The 18,998-nt window shown below is 64.8% G+C and carries 15 protein-coding genes; 10 read left to right on the top strand and 5 right to left on the bottom strand.

Features of this window, described 5'->3' with window-relative positions; translation table 11 throughout:
• From HHL26_RS02905 to HHL26_RS02895, 3 genes are all read left to right on the top strand, one after another.
• Window positions 1–1,425, top strand: coding sequence for an efflux transporter outer membrane subunit (locus HHL26_RS02905; protein ID WP_066562453.1), 1,425 nt, complete (start codon window positions 1–3; stop codon window positions 1,423–1,425).
• A 75-nt stretch (window positions 1,426–1,500) separates the two neighbouring features.
• Window positions 1,501–2,778, top strand: coding sequence for an HD-GYP domain-containing protein (locus tag HHL26_RS02900; protein WP_066562451.1), 1,278 nt, complete (start codon window positions 1,501–1,503; stop codon window positions 2,776–2,778).
• Between the two features lie 80 nt (window positions 2,779–2,858).
• Window positions 2,859–3,707 (top strand): class I SAM-dependent methyltransferase, encoded by an 849-nt coding sequence (locus HHL26_RS02895; RefSeq protein ID WP_066562449.1) that lies wholly within the window; start codon window positions 2,859–2,861, stop codon window positions 3,705–3,707.
• Between the two features lie 97 nt (window positions 3,708–3,804).
• Here the strand turns inward: HHL26_RS02895 and HHL26_RS02890 are convergent, their stop codons facing one another.
• Entirely contained in the window at window positions 3,805–4,206 is a 402-nt protein-coding gene (locus tag HHL26_RS02890) for a DUF2147 domain-containing protein (protein ID WP_066562447.1), read from the bottom strand.
• 71 nt (window positions 4,207–4,277) lie between these two features.
• On the opposite strand from HHL26_RS02890, the gene HHL26_RS02885 reads away from it, so the two are divergent.
• Window positions 4,278–4,976, top strand: coding sequence for a methyltransferase domain-containing protein (locus HHL26_RS02885; protein WP_066562445.1), 699 nt, complete (start codon window positions 4,278–4,280; stop codon window positions 4,974–4,976).
• On the opposite strand, the gene HHL26_RS02880 is transcribed toward HHL26_RS02885, so the two are convergent.
• A complete protein-coding gene (locus HHL26_RS02880; RefSeq protein ID WP_082749001.1) occupies window positions 4,906–6,051 on the bottom strand; it encodes an FAD-dependent monooxygenase in 1,146 nt (381 codons plus the stop codon). The genes HHL26_RS02885 and HHL26_RS02880 overlap by 71 nt on opposite strands.
• The gene (locus tag HHL26_RS02875) at window positions 6,048–7,112 is read right to left on the bottom strand and encodes a type III polyketide synthase (RefSeq protein WP_066563794.1); all 1,065 of its coding nucleotides are present in this window, start codon (window positions 7,110–7,112) and stop codon (window positions 6,048–6,050) included. Before HHL26_RS02875 ends, HHL26_RS02880 begins: the two co-directional genes overlap by 4 nt.
• Window positions 7,113–7,593: 481 nt before the next feature.
• Between HHL26_RS02875 and HHL26_RS02870 the strand changes: the two genes are divergently transcribed.
• From HHL26_RS02870 to HHL26_RS02845, 6 genes are read left to right on the top strand one after another with little or no spacing between them, the layout of a single operon-like run.
• Window positions 7,594–7,683 (top strand): potassium-transporting ATPase subunit F, encoded by a 90-nt coding sequence (locus HHL26_RS02870; protein WP_066562443.1) that lies wholly within the window; start codon window positions 7,594–7,596, stop codon window positions 7,681–7,683.
• A gap of 12 nt (window positions 7,684–7,695) precedes the next feature.
• Window positions 7,696–9,399, top strand: coding sequence for a potassium-transporting ATPase subunit KdpA (gene kdpA / locus HHL26_RS02865; protein ID WP_066562442.1), 1,704 nt, complete (start codon window positions 7,696–7,698; stop codon window positions 9,397–9,399).
• A gap of 12 nt (window positions 9,400–9,411) precedes the next feature.
• The gene (gene kdpB / locus HHL26_RS02860; RefSeq protein WP_066562440.1) at window positions 9,412–11,442 is read left to right on the top strand and encodes a potassium-transporting ATPase subunit KdpB; all 2,031 of its coding nucleotides are present in this window, start codon (window positions 9,412–9,414) and stop codon (window positions 11,440–11,442) included.
• 22 nt (window positions 11,443–11,464) lie between these two features.
• Complete coding sequence (gene kdpC, locus HHL26_RS02855; protein ID WP_066562437.1) at window positions 11,465–12,049, top strand: potassium-transporting ATPase subunit KdpC; 585 nt, start codon at window positions 11,465–11,467, stop codon at window positions 12,047–12,049.
• The gene (locus HHL26_RS02850) at window positions 12,046–14,712 is read left to right on the top strand and encodes a sensor histidine kinase KdpD (RefSeq protein ID WP_066562433.1); all 2,667 of its coding nucleotides are present in this window, start codon (window positions 12,046–12,048) and stop codon (window positions 14,710–14,712) included. Before kdpC ends, HHL26_RS02850 begins: the two co-directional genes overlap by 4 nt.
• Window positions 14,713–14,722: 10 nt before the next feature.
• Window positions 14,723–15,433: a response regulator transcription factor gene (locus tag HHL26_RS02845; protein WP_066562432.1), complete on the top strand. Its 711-nt coding sequence runs from the start codon at window positions 14,723–14,725 to the stop codon at window positions 15,431–15,433.
• Window positions 15,434–15,437: 4 nt separating this feature from the next.
• Here HHL26_RS02845 and HHL26_RS02840 read toward each other — a convergent pair whose 3' ends face one another.
• Together HHL26_RS02840 and HHL26_RS02835 are read right to left on the bottom strand one after the other, a co-directional pair.
• Window positions 15,438–17,333, bottom strand: a complete 1,896-nt coding sequence (locus tag HHL26_RS02840; protein ID WP_066562430.1) for a potassium transporter Kup — start codon at window positions 17,331–17,333, stop codon at window positions 15,438–15,440.
• A 408-nt stretch (window positions 17,334–17,741) separates the two neighbouring features.
• On the bottom strand, window positions 17,742–18,887 hold the full coding sequence (locus tag HHL26_RS02835) for a PHB depolymerase family esterase (RefSeq protein ID WP_066562428.1): 1,146 nt from the start codon (window positions 18,885–18,887) through the stop codon (window positions 17,742–17,744).
• Between the last annotated feature and the right edge of the window lie 111 nt (window positions 18,888–18,998).

Below are 18,998 nucleotides of genomic sequence, written 5' to 3'. Positions count from 1 at the left end.
ATGCGTTTCCCCTTGATTGCCTTCCCCCTGCTTAGCCTGGCCGCCTGCACCGCCGGGCCGGATTATCGCGGACCGGAAACGTCCAAGCCGGTCAGCCCCGGCGCGCAATTCGCGCGGGCACCCGACGACACCCGCGCCCAAGCGCCAGCCGCAGCCGCATGGTGGACGGCCTTGGGCGATCCGGTGCTGGATGCGCTGGAGACCCGCGCGCTCGCGGCCAATCCGGGCGTGGCGGTGGCCGAAGCACGGGTCCGGCAGGCTCGCGCCTCGCTGCGTTCGGAACGCGCCAATGCCCTTCCCAGCGCCAATGCCTCCGCCCTTTTTGTCCACGCGACTCTGCCCGGTGTCGACCTTGGCAATTCCGATGAGAGCGACCAGTCCGGCGGCGGCAGCCAGTCGCTCAACTTCTACAATCTGGGCTTCGACGCCAGTTGGGAGGTCGACCTGTGGGGCGGCAAACGGCGGGGGGTCGAGGCGGCACGCGCCCAGTTTGACGCGGCGCAAGCCAATGTCGCGGACGCGCAGGTCAGCCTGACGGCCGAAATCGCGCAGGCCTATGTCAATCTGCGCGACCGCCAGCAGCGCATCGTCTTGGAGCAGGAGGCGCTCACCCGCCAGCGCGAGATGCTGCGCCTGACCGAACAGCGCCACGCCCAGGGCACCGCCTCCGCACTGGAGCTGGAGCAGCAGCGCAACCAAGTGGAGCAGGGCGAAGCCGCCCTGCTGCCGCTTAGCGCCGAGCGCGACGCCTATCTGAACGCGCTGGCGACGCTCGCCGGGGAAGCGCCCGGCGCGCTCGACGCGATGCTGACGGCGCCCGCTGCCGTGCCGCTGCCGCCGGCGGAGGTCGCGGTGGGTGATCCCGCCGCGCTGCTCAAACGCCGCCCCGATGTCCGCGCGGCGGAGCGCCAGTTCGCCGCCGCCACCGCCAAAATCGGCGTGGCGGAGGCGGCGCGCTTCCCCAGCCTCAGCTTCATGGGCCTGATCGGTATCGGCGGCACCAACCCCGGCGATCTGGTCGATCTCGACCAACTGGCAGCCATCGCCATGCCCCGCCTGAGCTGGAGCTTCCTCGATTTCGGCCGTAACGCCGCCCGCGTCGAGCAGGCGAAGGGCGCGCAGGACGAAGCTGCAGCCCAATATCGCCAGGCCGTCCTCACCGCCCTGCGCGACAGCGAGGACGCCCTGTCCCGCTTCGGCGCCCGGCGGCTGAGCGTCGCCAGCGCGGCCCGGTCCAAGGCTTCGGCCGACCGCACCGCCGCGCTGATGCGCCAGCGCTTCGAGGCGGGCGCCGCCACCCGCATCCAGCTTCTCGACGCGGAACGGCAGAGCCTGTCGGCGGCACAGACGCTCTCGCAGGGGACGGCGGCCATGACGGCGGACTATATCGCCTTGCAAAAGGCGCTTGGCCTGGGCTGGCGATAAGGGCCGCGACGATCCCGTTTTAACCTTTTTGCAAGGCTTTGGGGGCGAGATGCAGCCTCTATTCGGGGCCGCAAAATGTTGAAAAGAATCCGTACCCAGGACGTCGAGTTGGGCATGTTCCTGCACAAGATGGAAGGGTCGTGGTTTTCCCATCCCTTCTGGAAAAGCAAGATGTTGCTGGAGGATGCCGATCAGTTGGAAACGCTGAAGGCCAGCAAGGTCGAATGGGTCCAGATCGACACGTCCCGCGGCGTCGATCTGAAGCCGAAGGAAGAGCCTGCTCCTTCCCGCGCTCCGGACCCGCGTGATCGTCCGTTCGGCCGGGCCGGAGCCACGATCGCCCGGCGCGCGGCGCCCGCCCCCGTCAGCCGTCCGTTCGACCCGCTGTCGAAAGACAGGCTGCCAGCCAAGGCCGAGATGGTCCATGCGAACCGCCTGGCCCGCAAATCCGTGCGCGCGATGCAGAAGATCTTCGACGATTCCCGCCTGGGCAACGCGATCAAGCTCAAGAAGCTAGAACCGATGATCGAGGAGATTTCCAGCTCCATCCAGCGCAATCCCCATGCTTTCATGGCGGTGACGCGGCTCAAGAATACGAATGAATATCTCTATCTCCACGCCCTGTCGGTTTGCGCGCTGATGATCAGCCTGGCCCAGCAGCTCCGCCTCTCCCCGGAGGAGGTGCAGCAGGCCGGGCTCGCCGGGTTGCTGATGGACGTCGGCATGGGCCATGTGCCGCAGGAAACCTGGGACAAGGACAGCCCGCTCACCCCCGAAGAATGGGAGGTGGTGAAAAGCCACACCACGCTGGCGCATGAATTTCTGGCGCTGGGCGGCGAAATGCCCGAGGCGGTGCTGGACGTCTGCCTGCATCATCATGAGCGGCTGGACGGCAGCGGCTATCCCCATGGGCTGAAGGGCGAGGAGATCGGGCTGTTCGCGCGCATGGCGGCGATCTGCGACACTTATGACGCAATGACTTCCAACCGCATCCACCGCCATGGCGAAGACCCGTCCCGCGCCCTGCTGATGCTGGACGAGGCGCAGACGCTCTACGACCCGGAGATTTTCCAGGCGTTCCAGCGGGCCGTGGGCATCTATCCGATCGGATCGCTGGTGCGACTGCGCTCGCATCGGCTGGCGATCGTGGTCGAGCAGAACAGGGACGATCTGACCCTGCCCGTGGTCCGCCCCTTTTATTCGCTGGCCGACCGCGCCTTCGAAAAGGGCGAGGATATCGACCTTTCCAACTGCTTCGGCGCGGACCAGATCATGACCCGCGAAACCCCCGAAGGCTGGGACATGACGGAGTGGCCCACGCTCAGCGCGAGGTTGCTGGCGGCAGCGGGTTGAGAGCCGATACTCCTGCGCAAGCCGGAGCAGGTATCACCAAAACCGTTTGCCACCGAAGGCCAATCGACCGATAAAGCCGCATGATCGTGCCGAAGCTTCCCCCGACCGCGGCGGACGTTGCGGTTCATTATGACGAACTGGACCTTGCCTATCGGCGGATATGGGGCGAGCATGTGCATCATGGCTATTGGCGGACCGGCCGGGAAAGCCCGGCGGAGGCGGCCGATGCCCTTGTCGCGGAAGTCGAAGCGCGGCTGGCGCTGGAACCGGGACAGACGCTGTGCGACATAGGCTGCGGCTATGGCGCGACCGCTGCACGGATTGCGGCGCGGCATGATGTCGGCATCATTGGCCTTACCCTTTCCGCCGCGCAGGAAAAAATCGCCAATGCCCGCCCCTCGCCGCGCTTCACCTGCCTGCGCCGGGACTGGCTCCACAACGACCTGCCCGACGCCAGCTTCGATCGCGCCTATGCCATTGAAAGCTCGGAACATATGGTCGACAAGGCGCGCTTCTTCGCGCAAGCGGCGCGCGTGCTGCGCCCCGGCGGGCGGCTGGTGGTCTGCGCCTGGCTGGAGGGAGAGGGCGCGCGCGCCTGGGAAATCCGCCATCTGCTCGAACCCATTTGCCGCGAGGGACGGCTGCCCGGCATGGGCAGCCGGGCGGATTATGTGAACATGGCCGCCGATGCCGGCTTTTCCCTGCGCGACTCTGAGGATGCCAGCGCCCGCGTCCGCCGCACCTGGACGATCTGCCTGCGACGCTTCGCCGGAGCCATGATCAGCGATCCCGCCCTCCGCCGGCTGGCGCTCAGCCCCAGGACGCGGAACCGCAGCTTCATCCTCAGCTTGCCGCGCCTGATCCTTGCGCTTCGCACCGGGGCGATGCGCTATGGGATTTTCCTGTGGGAGAAGGCCGGTCCGCTATAGCGGTTTGCGATCTGATTGCATCAGATCAACCGCTCTATTCCTTTGTTTTACCGCGATTTCTTAACCAGCGATCAATTCAGATCGCTTGGAAATCGCTCTATTGCACCCGCGTCCAACGCTGCGACTGGCAGATGAACAACACGCACCCCGTCACCTTGAGCGACCCGTCCGGGTTCAATCCCAATGTCGCCCGATAACTTCGCCCCGATTTGGGATCATAGGCCCGCCCGCCCTTCCATGCCGCGCCAGCCCGATTGAAACCCCATAAGGTCAGCAAACCCAGGATCGGCTGCCCACGCAATTTCGGATCGGGATTGTTGATGTCGGTCGTCGGCACGTCAGGCCCCTTATTGAGTACCCGCACGATCCGCCCGCACATCTGCCCTGCGCAGGGCGCGATCCGCACCACACCCTTCCGGTCGTCGGTCAGCCAATAGCCCTCTACACCCGCCGATGGCGCACCGGCCGCCAGCAACAGGAGCGCGGAAAAATATCCCATGGCGTCACCTCTTTGGGCACGAGAATAACAAGCCTGCCATGCTATGAGGATAGGAAAGAAGGGAGTGCATCATGGCCGACCTTTCAATCCGATCGCGGCAGGAAGAACAGATGGACGCGCCGGGGCTGGACCCGGCCATCTATGAGCGCGTGCTGCACGACCTCGCCCGGGTCAATCGCTGGACCTTCACCGCCTGGCCCGCCATCGCCTTCCTCAACCGCGCCATCGGCTCGGCCCGGCATTTCCGGCTGCTCGACGTGGGCTTCGGAGACGGCGACATTTTGCGCGCCATCGCCCGCTGGGCCAGGAAACGGGGGATCGAGGCCGAACTGATCGGCGTCGACCTCAACGAGAAAAGCCTTGCAGCGGCCCGCCATGCCACCCCGCCGGACCTCCGCATCGACTATCGCGCCGGGGATTATCTCGACCAGCCGGAACGGTTCGACTTCATCATTTCCAGTCAGGTGACGCATCATATGACCGACGCGCAACTGATGACCTTCCTGCGCCATATGGAGGCGAATGCGCGCATGGGCTGGCTGATCTGCGACCTGCATCGTCATGGCTTTGCCTATTGGGGCTTTCCCCTGCTGGCCCGTCTGCTGCGCGTCCACCGCATCGTGCGGGAGGATGGCCAGCTCTCCATCGCTCGCGCCTTCCGGCCCGGCGACTGGGAGGCGCTGTTGCCGCAGGCGGGCATCAACCCGGATGACGTGCGGATCGTGCGCCGCTTTTCCTTCCGCCTGTGTGTCGAGCGGATATGCGGGTAAGCAGCGCGGCCTGCGCGCCAAGCCCCGGCATCCAGCGCAGCAATTGCATCAGCAACCCTCGCCCCACCGGCCCCGCCGCGCCATGGCGCAGCGCCTCGGCCACGCCCAGCGGGCGGCGGCTCCGGCGGCGCATGTCCCTTTGCCAGTCTATCGCCGCGTCGGGGCCGCCGCTGAGATAGGCCTGCGCCGCGCTCATCCCGCTGCTGAGCGCGATGGCAATCCCATCCCCCGCCAAAGAGGCGATCACCGCCCCCTGATCGCCCATGCGGAAGATGCCGGGCAATGTGCTGTCCGCCCGCCAACCATAGGGTACACCGGCAACCGCCTCGAAATTTGCGGGGATGTCACCCTCCATCCGTTCAGCGAGACATGGCGCCTCCGCCATGATCTGCGCCATCAGCGGCGTCACGCCTTGCCCCAACCGCTCCCGGTCGACGGACAGGCAGAGATTTGCGGTTCCATCCTCCTGCAACAGCAGTCCCGCATATCCCCCATCGAACAGATGCAGCTCGATCATTCCAGCCAGATCGCGCGAGCGGACCGCACTGGCGGGCAACACCGCCCGCAAGCCGGCCGAAGGCGCCTCCTTCCGCCCGCCAAGATCACGCGCAAGCCCCCGCAACTCATGCTTGCCGGTCGCGAGGAACAAGGCCTCGCCCGCCCATTGCTCGCCATCGTCGAAGCGAACGGACCGGCCCGCCGGATCGGCGGCCCGCACCGCCCGCCCCCGCATGAGAACCGCGCCGGCATCCTCCGCCAGCCCGATCAGCGCTTCATCCAGCACCCGCCGTGACAGCCCCGCGGCCCGATGCGGCAGCGCCAGTTCGACACGATGCTCACCCGCCACCAGTCGCAGCCGCTCGATCGGCCGCGCTCCCAAAGCCGCCACGTCAACACCCAGAACATCCAGTTCCGCCAGCGCATCCCAGCCCAGAAAGCCGCCGCAGACGCTATCATGCGGCCCGGCATGCCGATCGACCAGATGCGCCGTCACGCCCGCCCGCCCGAGCATGATCGCCGCCGCCGCACCGGCTGGCCCGCCGCCGACGATCAGCGCTGGTACGCTGCGCATCATGCGATCCCTTCGAACCGGAATCCTTCCGCCGCCAGCCCCGGCCCAAAGGCCAGCGCCACCCCGCGCCGCGCCTGGCTCAGCATGTCGCCCAATATGAACATCAGCGTGGACGAGGACATGTTGCCGAAACGGGCCAGCACGCGCCGCGAGGGCGCCAGCGCGGTTTCGTCCAGCCCAAGCCCATGCTCCACCGCATCCAGGATCGACCGACCGCCCGCATGCACGGCCCAATCGTCGATCAGGCCGGGATCGTCACTCCCCCACATACGCTGCCTGATCTGCGGATCGCTAAGCGCCGCCTGGATACGCCCGGGCACCTCACCCGACAGATGCATCACGAAACCGCTGTCGCCAATGTCCCAGCGGATCAGCTCCGCCGAATCCGTCAGGTTGAACGAAAAGGGCCGGTCGATCGCCACCCCGCCGCCCTCCGCCGTCACCAAAGCCGCCGCCGCGCCGTCCGCGAACTGGAGCATCATCAACAGGCGTTCGATCTGCCGCTCCGGCTGAAAATGGAGGGAGGACAGCTCGACCGTCACCACCAGCACCCGCGCCTCCGGCTCCGACCGCACGATATGCCGCGCCGTGCGCAAGGCCGCGACCGCCGCATAACAGCCCATGAAGCCGACCAATGTCCGCTCGACATTCTCCAGCCCCAGCCGTTCGGCAATGATCTGGTCGATGCCCGGCGCGACGAAGCCGGTGCAGCTCGCCACCACCAGATGGCTGATCCGGTCGATCGCGACCTGCTCCTTCAGCCGCGCGATCGCCTCCAGCGCCAAAGCCGGGGCATAATCGGCATAGCGCCGCATCCTGAGCGAAGTCGGCGGCATCTCCCCGGCATAGAAACCGCCCGGATCGACCGGCGATCCGCCTTCGACAGTCGATGGCAGCACGCACCAGCGATGGTCGATGCCCGACCGTTCGGCCATGCGCAGGAAAAGCTGGCGGTGGCGTGGATCGTCCAGTTGCCGGGCCGCCCATTGGATGAAGGGAGCGTGCATGTCCTGCTCGGGAACGGCGCAGCCGATGGCGTTGATGCGAGCGCGCGTATCGGTCATCGGGTTCCTTATCTCATCGGCCTTATGAAACGTCCCAATCATGGGAAATGATCCTGAACCCAGGCTTGCAGTTTCAGTGCCTTAACAAATGCAAATGGTTCAAGGGGTGGACGCCAAAATCTCTAGAGCGTTTTCTAAGCAGATAGAAACGGCAGTTCGGCGAAGCCAATCATCTGCTGACTCGGAAAACGCGGCAAAACAAAGGTCTAGAGCAGCCGATCCGATGCAATCGGGTAGGATTCTGCTCTAGTCCCAATTCATACGCAAATACTATGGCTTACCAATCCCCCGTCTCTCGCATTCAAACGCGCCGCTGCCCTAATTGACGAGCGGCAGACGAATCGTCCCGCACCCCGCGCGACATCCTCGCCTGCGGGAGTTTTCATATGCAGGACATCTTCTGGATCGGCCTGATCCTCATCCTGTTGACGGCCAGCCTCGGCTATGCCGCGCTTTGCGACCGGGCATGAGGGGGGCTGTCATGACCATCGATCTCTGGCTCGCCGCGCTGACCATGCTTGGCCTTCTCCTCTATCTGATCGCCGTGCTCGCGCGGCCTGAACGCTTTTAGAAAAGGCTGTCCATGACCTTTCAGGGATGGCTGCTGATTGCCGCCTTCACCGGCATCCTGTTGGCCCTCGTCAAGCCGGCCGGCCTCTGGCTGTTCGCGCTCTATGAAGGACGCCGTACGCCGCTTCATTCCATATTCGGACCCATCGAGCGCGGCTTCTACCGCCTCTCCGGCATCGATCCCGAAGAGGAGCAAGGCTGGCGCCGCTATGCGGTGCATATGCTGATCTTCAACACGGCGCTGCTGCTTTTCACCTATGCCCTGCTGCGGATGCAGGCCGCGCTGCCTTTCAATCCCCTGGGCGATGGCGCGGTCGGCGCGCATCTCGCCTTCAACACGGCGGTCAGCTTCACCACCAACACCAATTGGCAAAGCTATGCCGGGGAATCGACCCTGTCGAACCTCAGCCAGATGCTGGGGCTGACGATCCATAATTTCCTCTCGGCCGCGACCGGCATCGCGCTCGCCTTCGCGCTGTTCCGGGGCTTCGCCCGGCGCAGCACGACCGGCATCGGCAATTTCTGGGCCGACATGACGCGGGTGACGCTCTATCTGCTGCTGCCGCTCTGCATCGTCTATGCGCTGTTCCTGATCGCCAGCGGCGTGCCGCAGACGCTGGCGGGATCAGTCGACCTCACAACTCTGGAGGGAGCAAAGCAGACCCTCGCCCTCGGCCCGGTCGCCTCGCAGGAAGCGATCAAGATGCTGGGCACCAATGGCGGCGGTTTCTTCAACGCCAACAGCGCCCACCCGTTCGAAAATCCGACCGGGCTCACCAATTTCGTGCAGATGCTGTCGATCTTCCTGATCGGCTTCGGCCTGACCTATTGCTTCGGCAAGGCGGTCGGCAACGTCCGGCAGGGCTGGGCCATCCTGGCGGCGATGCTCACCATCTTCCTGATCGGCGTCACCGTAACCTACTGGCAGGAAGCGGCGGGCAACCCCATCCTCCACCATCTGGGCGTCCCCGGCGGCAATATGGAGGGGAAGGAAGTCCGCTTCGGAATCGCCCCCTCCGCCCTTTTCGCGGTCGTTACCACGGCCGCGAGCTGCGGCGCGGTCAATGCCATGCATGACAGCTTCACCGCGCTGGGCGGCATGATCCCGCTCATCAACATCCAGTTGGGGGAGGTCGTCGTCGGCGGCGTGGGCGCGGGCATATACGGCTTCCTGCTGTTCGCCATCCTCGCCGTCTTCGTCGCTGGGCTGATGGTCGGTCGCACGCCCGAATATGTCGGCAAGAAGATCGAGAGCCGCGAAGTCAAGCTCGCCGTCCTCGCCATCGCCGTGCTGCCGCTCATCATATTGGGCTTCACCGCCATCGCCTCGGTGCTGCCCGCAGGGCTTGCCGGGCCGCTCAACAAGGGGCCGCATGGGTTCAGCGAAATCCTTTACGCCTTCACCTCCGGCGTCGGCAATAACGGCTCGGCCTTTGCGGGCCTGACCGCCAACACCCCCTTCTACAACGGCATGCTGGGGGTCGCGATGTGGATCGGGCGGTTCTTCATCATCATTCCGATGCTGGCCATAGCGGGCAGTCTGGCGGCGAAGAAATACACGCCGGAAACCGCGGGAAGCTTTCCCACGACGGGGCCGCTCTGGACGGGCCTGCTGGTCGGCATCGTGCTGATTATCGGCGGCCTCACCTTCCTGCCCAGCCTCGCCCTTGGCCCCATTGCCGATCATCTCGCGATGATCCGTGGCCAGCTTTTCTAAGGATCACGACATATGGCTCGATCCGCCCAGAAATCCCTCTTCACCGCCGATCTGATCGTTCCCGCGATTGGCGATGCCTTTCGCAAGCTCAACCCCAGAGAACTGATCCGCAATCCGGTGATGTTCACCACCGCCGTCGTCGCGACATTGCTGACAGTCCTGCTGGCAGTCGGACAGGACCAACTTGGCATGGGGTTCAAGCTGCAACTGGTGATCTGGCTCTGGCTGACCGTTATCTTCGGCACCTTTGCAGAGGCTCTGGCTGAAGGGCGCGGCAAGGCGCAGGCCGCCTCGCTGCGCGCCACCAAGGCGGAACTGACCGCCAGGCGGCTGAAGGGCGACAGTTTCGAAACCGTTCCCGCCAGGGCGCTCAAACTGGGTGACGTGGTGCTGGTCGAAACCGGAGACCTCATCCCTTCGGATGGGGATGTCGTCTCCGGCGTCGCCTCGGTGAACGAGGCTGCCATCACCGGCGAATCCGCCCCGGTAATCCGCGAAGCGGGCGGCGACCGTTCGGCGGTGACGGCGGGCACTCGCGTCATATCCGACCAGATCCGGGTGCGGGTGACGGTCAATCCGGGCCATGGCTTCCTCGATCGCATGATCGCTCTGGTCGAGGGCGCAGAGCGGCAGAAGACGCCGAATGAAATCGCGCTGACCCTGCTGCTGGTCGGCCTCACCATCATCTTCCTGATCGCGGTCGGGACCATTCCGGGCTTTGCCAGCTATGCGGGCGGCGGCGTGCCGGTGGCGATCCTCGCCGCCCTGCTGGTCACGCTGATCCCGACGACCATCGCCGCGCTGCTGTCGGCCATCGGCATTGCGGGCATGGACCGGCTGGTGCGCTTCAACGTCCTCGCCAAGTCGGGCCGAGCGGTGGAGGCGGCGGGTGATATCGACACGCTGCTGCTCGACAAGACGGGCACCATCACCGTAGGCGACCGGCAAGCGACGGAGTTCCGTCCCGTCGGCGGCGCGAGCCCGGCCGATCTCGCCGAAGCCGCCCTGCTCGCCAGCCTGGCCGACGAGACGCCGGAGGGGCGCTCCATCGTCCTGCTCGCCCGCGAGAAATTCGGCCAGACTGCGACCGCTTTGCCGGAAGGTGCGCAGGTCATCCCCTTCACCGCCCAGACCCGCATTTCCGGCGTGCAATGGAACGGCAGCATCATCCAGAAGGGCGCGGTCGACAGCATATTGCGCGCCAATCCCGGCCTCGACAAGGACGCGCCCACACAGGAATTGCGCCGCATCACCGACGAGATCGGGCGCGCAGGCGGAACCCCGCTGGCGGTGGCGAAGGACGGCAGACTGCTCGGCGCGATCTTCCTCAAGGATATTGTGAAAGCGGGCATCCGGGAACGCTTCGGGGAACTACGCCAGATGGGCATCCGCACGGTGATGATCACCGGCGACAATCCGCTGACCGCCGCCTCCATCGCCGCAGAGGCCGGGGTGGACGATTTCCTGGCGCAAGCCACGCCGGAGGACAAGCTGGCCCTGATCCGCAAGGAGCAGCAGGGCGGACGGCTGGTCGCCATGTGCGGGGACGGAACCAATGACGCACCTGCCCTTGCTCAAGCCGATGTCGGGGTGGCGATGAACACCGGCACGCAGGCGGCGCGCGAAGCAGGCAATATGGTGGACCTCGACAGCGATCCGACCAAGCTGATCGAGGTGGTGGGTCTGGGCAAGCAATTGCTCATGACACGCGGCGCGCTCACCACCTTTTCGGTCGCCAATGACGTCGCCAAATATTTCGCGATCATCCCGGCCATGTTCGTGGCGCTTTATCCGGGGCTGGGCGTGCTCAACATCATGGGCCTCGCCAGCCCGCAAAGCGCGATCCTGTCCGCGATCATCTTCAACGCGCTGATCATTCCCTGCCTTGTGCCGCTGGCGCTGAGGGGCGTGACCTATCGGCCGATCGGCGCCGGGCCGCTGCTGGCACGGAATCTGGCCATTTACGGGCTGGGTGGGCTGGTCGCTCCGTTCGTGGGGATCAAGATCATAGACCTCGCAGTCATCGGGCTTGGCCTCGCCTGATCTGCCAACGGAAGGAACAGTCATGTTCAACGACCTCAAAACCTCGCTGCGTCCAGCGCTGGTCATGACGCTGCTCTTCGGCCTGCTGCTGGGCATCGCCTATCCGCTGGCGCTCACCGGCATCGGGCAGGCGATCTTCCCGTCCCAGGCCAATGGCAGCCTGATCGAGCAGGACGGCAGGCCCATCGGCTCCGCCCTCATCGGCCAGAGCTTCGCCAGCGCCCGCTATTTCCATTCCCGCCCCTCGGCGGCGGGCAAGGGCTATGACGGGCTCGCCTCCTCCGGGTCCAACCTTGGCCCCACCAGCAAGGCGCTGGCCGACCGCGTGACCACGGACATTCAGTCTCTGCATTCACCCGGTCGCCCCGTTCCGTCCGATCTGGTGACAGCCTCCGCATCGGGGCTCGATCCCCATATCAGCCCCGATGCGGCCTTTTATCAGGTCGACCGGATCGCCAGGGCGCGCGGTCTCTCCCCAAACCGGGTCCACGCGCTGATCGAACGGAGCATAGAGCAACCGATCCTCGGCTTTCTGGGCGAACCGCGCGTCAACGTCCTCGAAATCAATCGACGGCTGGATGGGATCAGCGCTAATCAAAGCCGATGAACGAGCCGGACCGCCGCGATCCCGAAGCCTTTCTGCGTCAGGCAGCGCAGGAAGGCCGCGGCCGTCTGAAAATCTTCCTCGGCGCGGCACCAGGGGTCGGCAAAACCTATGAAATGCTGACCGACGGCATGCAGCGGCTGAAATCGGGCGTCGACGTGGCGGTCGGAGTGGTCGAGACCCATGGCCGCCACGAAACGGACGCTTTGCTCTCCGGTCATGAAGTCATTCCCCGCCGCGAAATCGACCATCAGGGCCACAAGCTGGCCGAAATGGATATCGACGCCATATTGGCTCGCCATCCCCAACTGGTTCTGGTGGACGAACTCGCCCACACGAACGCGCCGGGCAGCCGTCATCCCAAGCGCTATCAGGACATAGAGGAGCTGCTGAACGCCGGGATCGACGTCTATTCGACCGTCAACATCCAGCATGTCGAGAGCCTCAACGACATAGTCGCCTCCTTCACCCGCGTCCGGGTGCGCGAGACGGTGCCGGACTCCGTGCTCGAAATGGCGGAGATCGAGGTCGTCGACATCCCCCCCGACGAGCTGATCGAGCGGTTGAAGGAGGGCAAGGTCTACATCCCGGCCGAAGCCAGCCGGGCGCTCAACCATTTCTTCTCCAAGTCGAACCTGACAGCGCTCCGCGAAATGGCGCTGCGCCGCGCAGCGCAGGCAGTCGACGCGCAGATGCTGGACTATGTCCGCGCCCATGCGCTGGCCGGGAGCTTTGCGGCGGGCGAACGCATCGTCGTGGCGATCAGCGAACTGCCGAGCGCACAGGGGCTTGTCCGCGCCGCCAAGCGGTTGGCCGACGCGCTGAAGGCGCCCTGGACCGCGGTGCATATCGAAACCCGGCGCAGCCTTCAGTTCACGGCGGAGGAGCGCGCCCATCTGGCCGACACCATGGCGTTGGCGTCCCGGCTGGGCGCCACCACCGCGACCATCCCCGCGCCCGGCGTGGTCGAAGGGTTGCGCCAATATGCGACCGACGCCCGCGCCACCCAGATCGTGATCGGCAAGGCGGCCCGGAGTTGGTGGTTCGAGCTGCGTCACGGGTCGGTGGTGGACCGGCTGGTCCGGGACATGGGGGACGTGGCAATCCATGTCCTGCCCGGCGACGATGGAGGGCATCTCCGCCGCGCCACCCTCGTGACGGCCGGACCATGGGGGACGCCCACCGACTATCTCTGGTCGACGCTGATGATCGCGCTGATGACCACGATCGGCAAGCTGCTGGTCCAGACCATCGCGCTCGGCAATATCGCCCTGCTCTATCTGGTGCCGGTGATGTTCGCCGCCGCCTCCTTCGGCCTGCGCGCGGGGCTGTTCGCGGGCCTGCTCTCCAGCCTTGCCTATAATTTCTTCTTCTTGCCGCCGACCGGCACGCTGACCGTCGCCAATCCGGAAAATGTCATCAGCATCCTCGTCCTGCTGGGCGTCGCCATCGTCACCAGCCAGTTCGCGGCCCGCGTCCGCGCCCAGGCCGACCTCGCCCATGGCAGCGCTCGCCAGAACGCCGCGCTCGCCGGTTTCTCCCGCCAGCTCACCGCCGCCGCCAGCCAGGACGAGCTGATGCATGCGATTTGTGCCGAAGTCGGCCGCCTGTTCGACGTGCGCACCGTGCTCCTGCTCCCCTCGCCCGACGGCCCGCAACTGCGCGCCGCCGTGCCGCCGGAGGATCGCCTCGAACAGATCGAAAAGGCCGCCGCGCAATGGGCGATGGACAATGAGCAGCCCGCCGGACGCGGTTCCTCCACCCTCACCGCGTCGGACTGGCTGTTCCATCCGCTGCGGACGACACGCGGGGTGCTGGGCGTGCTGGGCCTGGCGCGGGAGGATGCGGGGGAGCCGTTGCGCTCCGATCAGGTGCCCTTGCTGATGAGCCTGCTCGATCAGGCCTCCATCGCCTTCGACCGCATGGCGCTGGAGGAGGAAATGCTCGACGCCCGCCAGATCCGCGAGCGCGACCGGCTGCGCTCGGCGTTGCTCTCCTCGGTTGGCCATGATTTGCGCACGCCGCTCACCACCATCATCTCGGCCGTGCATGAACTCAAGCAGCAACATCCCTCCGAGCTTGCCGACACGGTCGAGGCGGAGGCGCAGCGTCTCACCCGCTTCGTCGCCAACCTGCTCGATATGGCGCGGGTGGAGGCAGGCGCGCTTCCCCTGAAAGTGGAACCCATCGACCTGTTCGATGCGGTCGCGGGCGCCGTCCACGACACCCGCCAGTCGCTGGCCGGGCATGAGGTCAGGGTCGACATATTGCCCGACATTCCGCTGGTGCGCGTCGATCCGACGCTGCTGCACCATATCCTCATCAACCTGCTCGACAATGCGGGGCGCTATGCCGATCCCGGCACGCCCGTCACCATAAGGGGTCAGCGGCTACCCGATGCCATAACCCTGTCGGTGGTCGATCAAGGCCCGGGCATCCCGCCGGGCGGTGAAAGCCGGGTGTTCGACACCTTCACCCGCCTGGAGGGATCGGACCGGGCCAAGCATGGCACCGGCCTCGGCCTCGCCATCGTCAAGGGCTTTGCCGAGGCGATGGGGCTTGGCGTATCCGCCGCCAACCGTGACGATCCTCCTGGCGCCTGCTTTACTTTGACCTTCCCGCAGACGCTGATCCTATCCCCTCTGCCCGATGAGGACATCATATGAGGAACTGGGCATGACCACCCGTTCATCCGGCCGCCACAAGGTTCTGATCATCGACGATGAACCACAGATCCGCCGCCTGATCCACGTGGCGCTCACCCGCGCCGACTATGCCACGGTGGAGGCCGCCAATGCGCGTGAGGCATTGGAGAAACTGCGCGAGGAACGGCCAGACATCAGCCTGCTCGACCTTGGCTTGCCCGATCGCGATGGGCTGGAACTCGTGCCGCTCATCAAACAGCATTCGGACACCAGCCTGATCGTCATATCGGCGCGTGACGCCACCGAGCAAAAGGTGGCGGCGCTGGATCTGGGCGCCGACGACTATCTGACCAAGCCCTTCGATACCGACGAACTGCTCGCCCGGGTGCGCGTGGCGCTGCGCAACCGGATGACCAAGGATGGCGGCATGTCAGCGGTTCGCGCGGGCGACGTGGCGATCGACCTGATGGCGCGGATCGTCACCAAAGCAGGGCAGGAAGTCCACCTGACCCCCAAGGAATATGGCGTGCTGGCGCAACTGGCGAAATATCCGGGGCGGGTCATCACGCATCAGCAGATCATGGCGCAGGTCTGGCCCAAGGAGCATGAGCATCATGTCGAATATCTGCGCGTGCTGGTGCGTACGCTAAGGCAGAAGCTGGAGGATGATCCGCAGCGGCCAAGGATCATCGCGAATGAATTGGGGATCGGTTATCGGTTGAAGGAGGGGGGTGGCGGTTAAACTACTAAATCTCCACCTGCGATCCCAACTCGACCACCCGGTTCGTCGGCAGCTTGAAGAAGTCCATCGGCGTCACCGCATTGCGCATCATCCAGGCGAAAAGCTTCTCGCGCCAGATCGCCATGCCGGGCTTCTCGGACGGGATCAGTGTCTGGCGGCTGAGGAAATAGCTGGTCTGGCTGACATTGATCGGCCCGCCGCAGCCATCCACCGCCTTCATCGCGGCGGGAATGTCGACCTCCTCCATGAAACCATGGCGCAGCACCACGCGGTAGAAGCCCGCGCCCAGATCGTTCACCTCGGACCGTCCGATCAGCGGCAGATGCGGCACCCCCTCCGTCCGCACGGTCAGGATGATGACGCGCTCATGCAGAACCTTGTTATGCTTCACATTGTGCAGCAGCGCCGGAGGCACCCCCTCGACACGGGAGTTGAGGAAAATCGCCGTCCCCGGTACGCGTTTCAGGGAACCGGAGACGGACTGGATGAACAGCTCCACGTCCATCGCGCCTTCCATCAGATAGAAATTCATGATCTTCCGACCCGTCGACCAGGTTGTGAGGATGATGAACACAACCGCCGCCACCAGCAGCGGGAACCAGCCGCCATCGGGTATCTTGGTCGCATTGGACAGGAAATAGGCGCCGTCTACAGCCAGGAACAGCCCCGTCACCGCACCCGCCAAGAGCCGGTTCCAGCGCCACACGCTGAAGGTCAGTACCGCCATCATGCAAGTCGTGATGACCATGGTGCCTGTAACGGCAATGCCATAGGCCGCCGCCAGATTGCTCGAAGACTGGAAGCCCAGCACCAGCAGCACGACCAGAAACAGCAGCGCCCAATTGACCATCGGCACATAGATCTGCCCCGCCGCCGAAGCGCTGGTATGGGAGATTTTGAGCCGCGGCAGGAAGCCAAGCTGCACCGCCTGCTGCGTCACCGAAAAGGCGCCCGAAATCACCGCCTGGCTGGCGATGACCGTCGCCAGCGTCGCCAATATCACCAGCGGCAGCCGCGCCCATTCCGGCGCGAGCAGGAAGAAGGGATTTTCCGCTGCTTCAGGAAGGTCCAGCAGCAGCGCGCCCTGCCCCATATAGTTGAGCAGCAGACAGGGAAAGGCGGCATAGAGCCAGGCGATACTGATCGCCTTGCGCCCGAAATGCCCCATATCCGCGTAGAGCGCCTCCGCCCCCGTCACTGCCAGCACGACTGACCCCAAGGCCAGAAAGGCGAGTTTCGCGTCCAGCGCGAAGAAATGCACCGCCCACATCGGATTGATGATGCCGATAATTCCCGGATGCCGCACGATGTTGAGGATGCCCAGCGCCGCCAGCACCAGGAAATAGACCACCATGACCGGCCCGAACAGCGCGCCCACTCGCGCCGTGCCATGTTTCTGGATCAGGAACAGACCGATCAGGATGACGATGGCGATGGGGAGGATGAAGGGCGCGAAACCGTCATTCACCGTCTCCAGCCCCTCGACCGCCGACAGCACGGACACGGCCGGGGTGATGATGGCGTCGCCATAGAAAAGCGCCGCCGCCAGCACACCCAATATGGCGATGGTCGGCGTCCACCGGCTCTTGCCCAGCTTGCGGGAGATCAGCGCGAGAAGCGCCATGCTGCCGCCCTCGCCATGATTGTCGGCACGCATGATGATGAACACATATTTGACCGTGACGATCAGCGTCATCGTCCAGAAGACCAGCGAGAGCACGCCGTAGATATGCGCCGGATCGACCGCCAGCGGGTGGTGACCGACAAAACTTTCCTTCAACGCATAGAGCGGCGAGGTGCCGATGTCGCCGAACACCACGCCCAACGCACCCAGCGCCAGAATGGGCAACTTCCCTTGCGGATGGCTATGACTCACCCCCTCACCCGCTTGATCCGTCATCCGTACCGTTACTCGCTGTTACCAGGCCGCCCATTGCACAGAGCCCCATTATATTTCCAGTGGAGCTTTATGCGATCGACATAGGATTCGCATAGGAATGCCGGAAAGCTCCGGCAAATCCTATGCATTTTCAAAGGAAAAAAGCGCTTGTCCATCTCAAGGATCAGGGTAGCTGACATGGGTGGCGCGCTGCCGCGGCGATGATTGGGAATCTTGCGACGTCGATACGTCGCTCTCCTCGCCAGACCGGAGTGTATTATCTCTCGTCACAACCTGCGCCCCAACCGGCGCAAGAGGGATTTGGATCGCGGGTGCCACGCGACGCCAGCATGAGATGAGGCGGTTGCAGCACGCCCGCATCGCGATAGCGGTAGGTGGTGAGTGGCGTATGCGAAGCTGCATGATGCCTTAACGCATCAACCCGGCGGCGCGCAGCGCATCCTCGATCACCTTGCGCACGCCCGTCGCGACTGTGAGTCGAACCGTAGCGCGCTCCTCATGGCTGCGCGGGGATGACGAAGCCTGCAGCGATGCAATCGACGGGACAAGCGCCCGCTTTGCAGGCGGTGTCTCGATCTCATGGGCCCGCTCAACGGCATCCCCGGTCAGGCTCCAGAATCGACAGATGCGGTGGGTCGAGGAAATGCCGGTTTCCAGCATATAGGCACCACTTCGTCCGCAGCCATCTTCGCCTGCGGTGTCAAGCGGCGTGCCATGGCCCATTCCCGCGATACTATATTCCTCGATCACGTCACGGCCCTTTGCATCCGACCAGGTGCGCCGGACATAATCATCCCTCCGCTCGATCCGGCTCGGATCGGCTTCAACATCGTGCAAGGCGCGCCATTGGGCAGCGATCGCCCCGGCATTGGACGGATGCACGGTCGCGTCCGCGCTTCCGTGCCAAATGGAAAGGGTCGGCCAAGGACCGGCGTGGTCGGAGGCGCCCCGGACCAGCGCGGCAAGCTTGGCTTCGGGAGGAACGCCATGGCCGCGCATAAGGTCGAAGGCTGCTGGAATGGTGCGGGCACAGCCATAGGGCACCCCGGCGATGATCGCGCCGCCCGCAAACAGCTCGGGATAGGTCGCCAGCATGACAGCCGTCATGGCGCCGCCTGCCGACAGGCCGGTCACGAATATCCGCGTGGGGTCGATCCGATGGCGCACGGCCATCGCCGCGATCATCTGCCGGATCGAAAGAGCTTCGCCCGAACCTCGCCGGCTGTCCTCCGGGGAGAACCAGTTGAAGCAGAGATTGGGATTGTTCTGCCGCTGCTGCTCAGGAAAAAGAAGCGCAAAACCATGGCGATCAGCGACTTCCGACCAACCCGATCCGATATCATATCCTCCCGCCGTCTGCGTACAGCCATGCAGAACGACCACCAGCGCGGCCCCGTCATCGAACTTTCCGGGAATATATGTCCGCGCCCGAAGAGCGCCGGGGTTCGATCCGAAATCCGTCAGCGCACTCAAGCGTCCGGGGTCGTCGGACATATGGCCGGGAACGAGGCGAAGCGCCGCAAGACGGGAGATCGTGTCCGAGAGGGGCCGCATTGCAGTATCCTTTGATGGAGCGAGCCTGCACAGGCGTGGCTATAACCATCTTGCTGCACTGCACAATAAGTAGGTTTTGATTCTCCATTGGCAAGACCGGCTTTCTCCACT

Origin of the sequence: Sphingobium sp. TB-6 (assembly GCF_012927365.1) — a bacterium.
In the GTDB taxonomy this organism is placed as follows: Bacteria; Pseudomonadota; Alphaproteobacteria; order Sphingomonadales; family Sphingomonadaceae; genus Sphingobium.
Note: the sequence above shows the minus strand (reverse complement) of the source record. Positions and strands in the feature narration are given on the sequence as shown.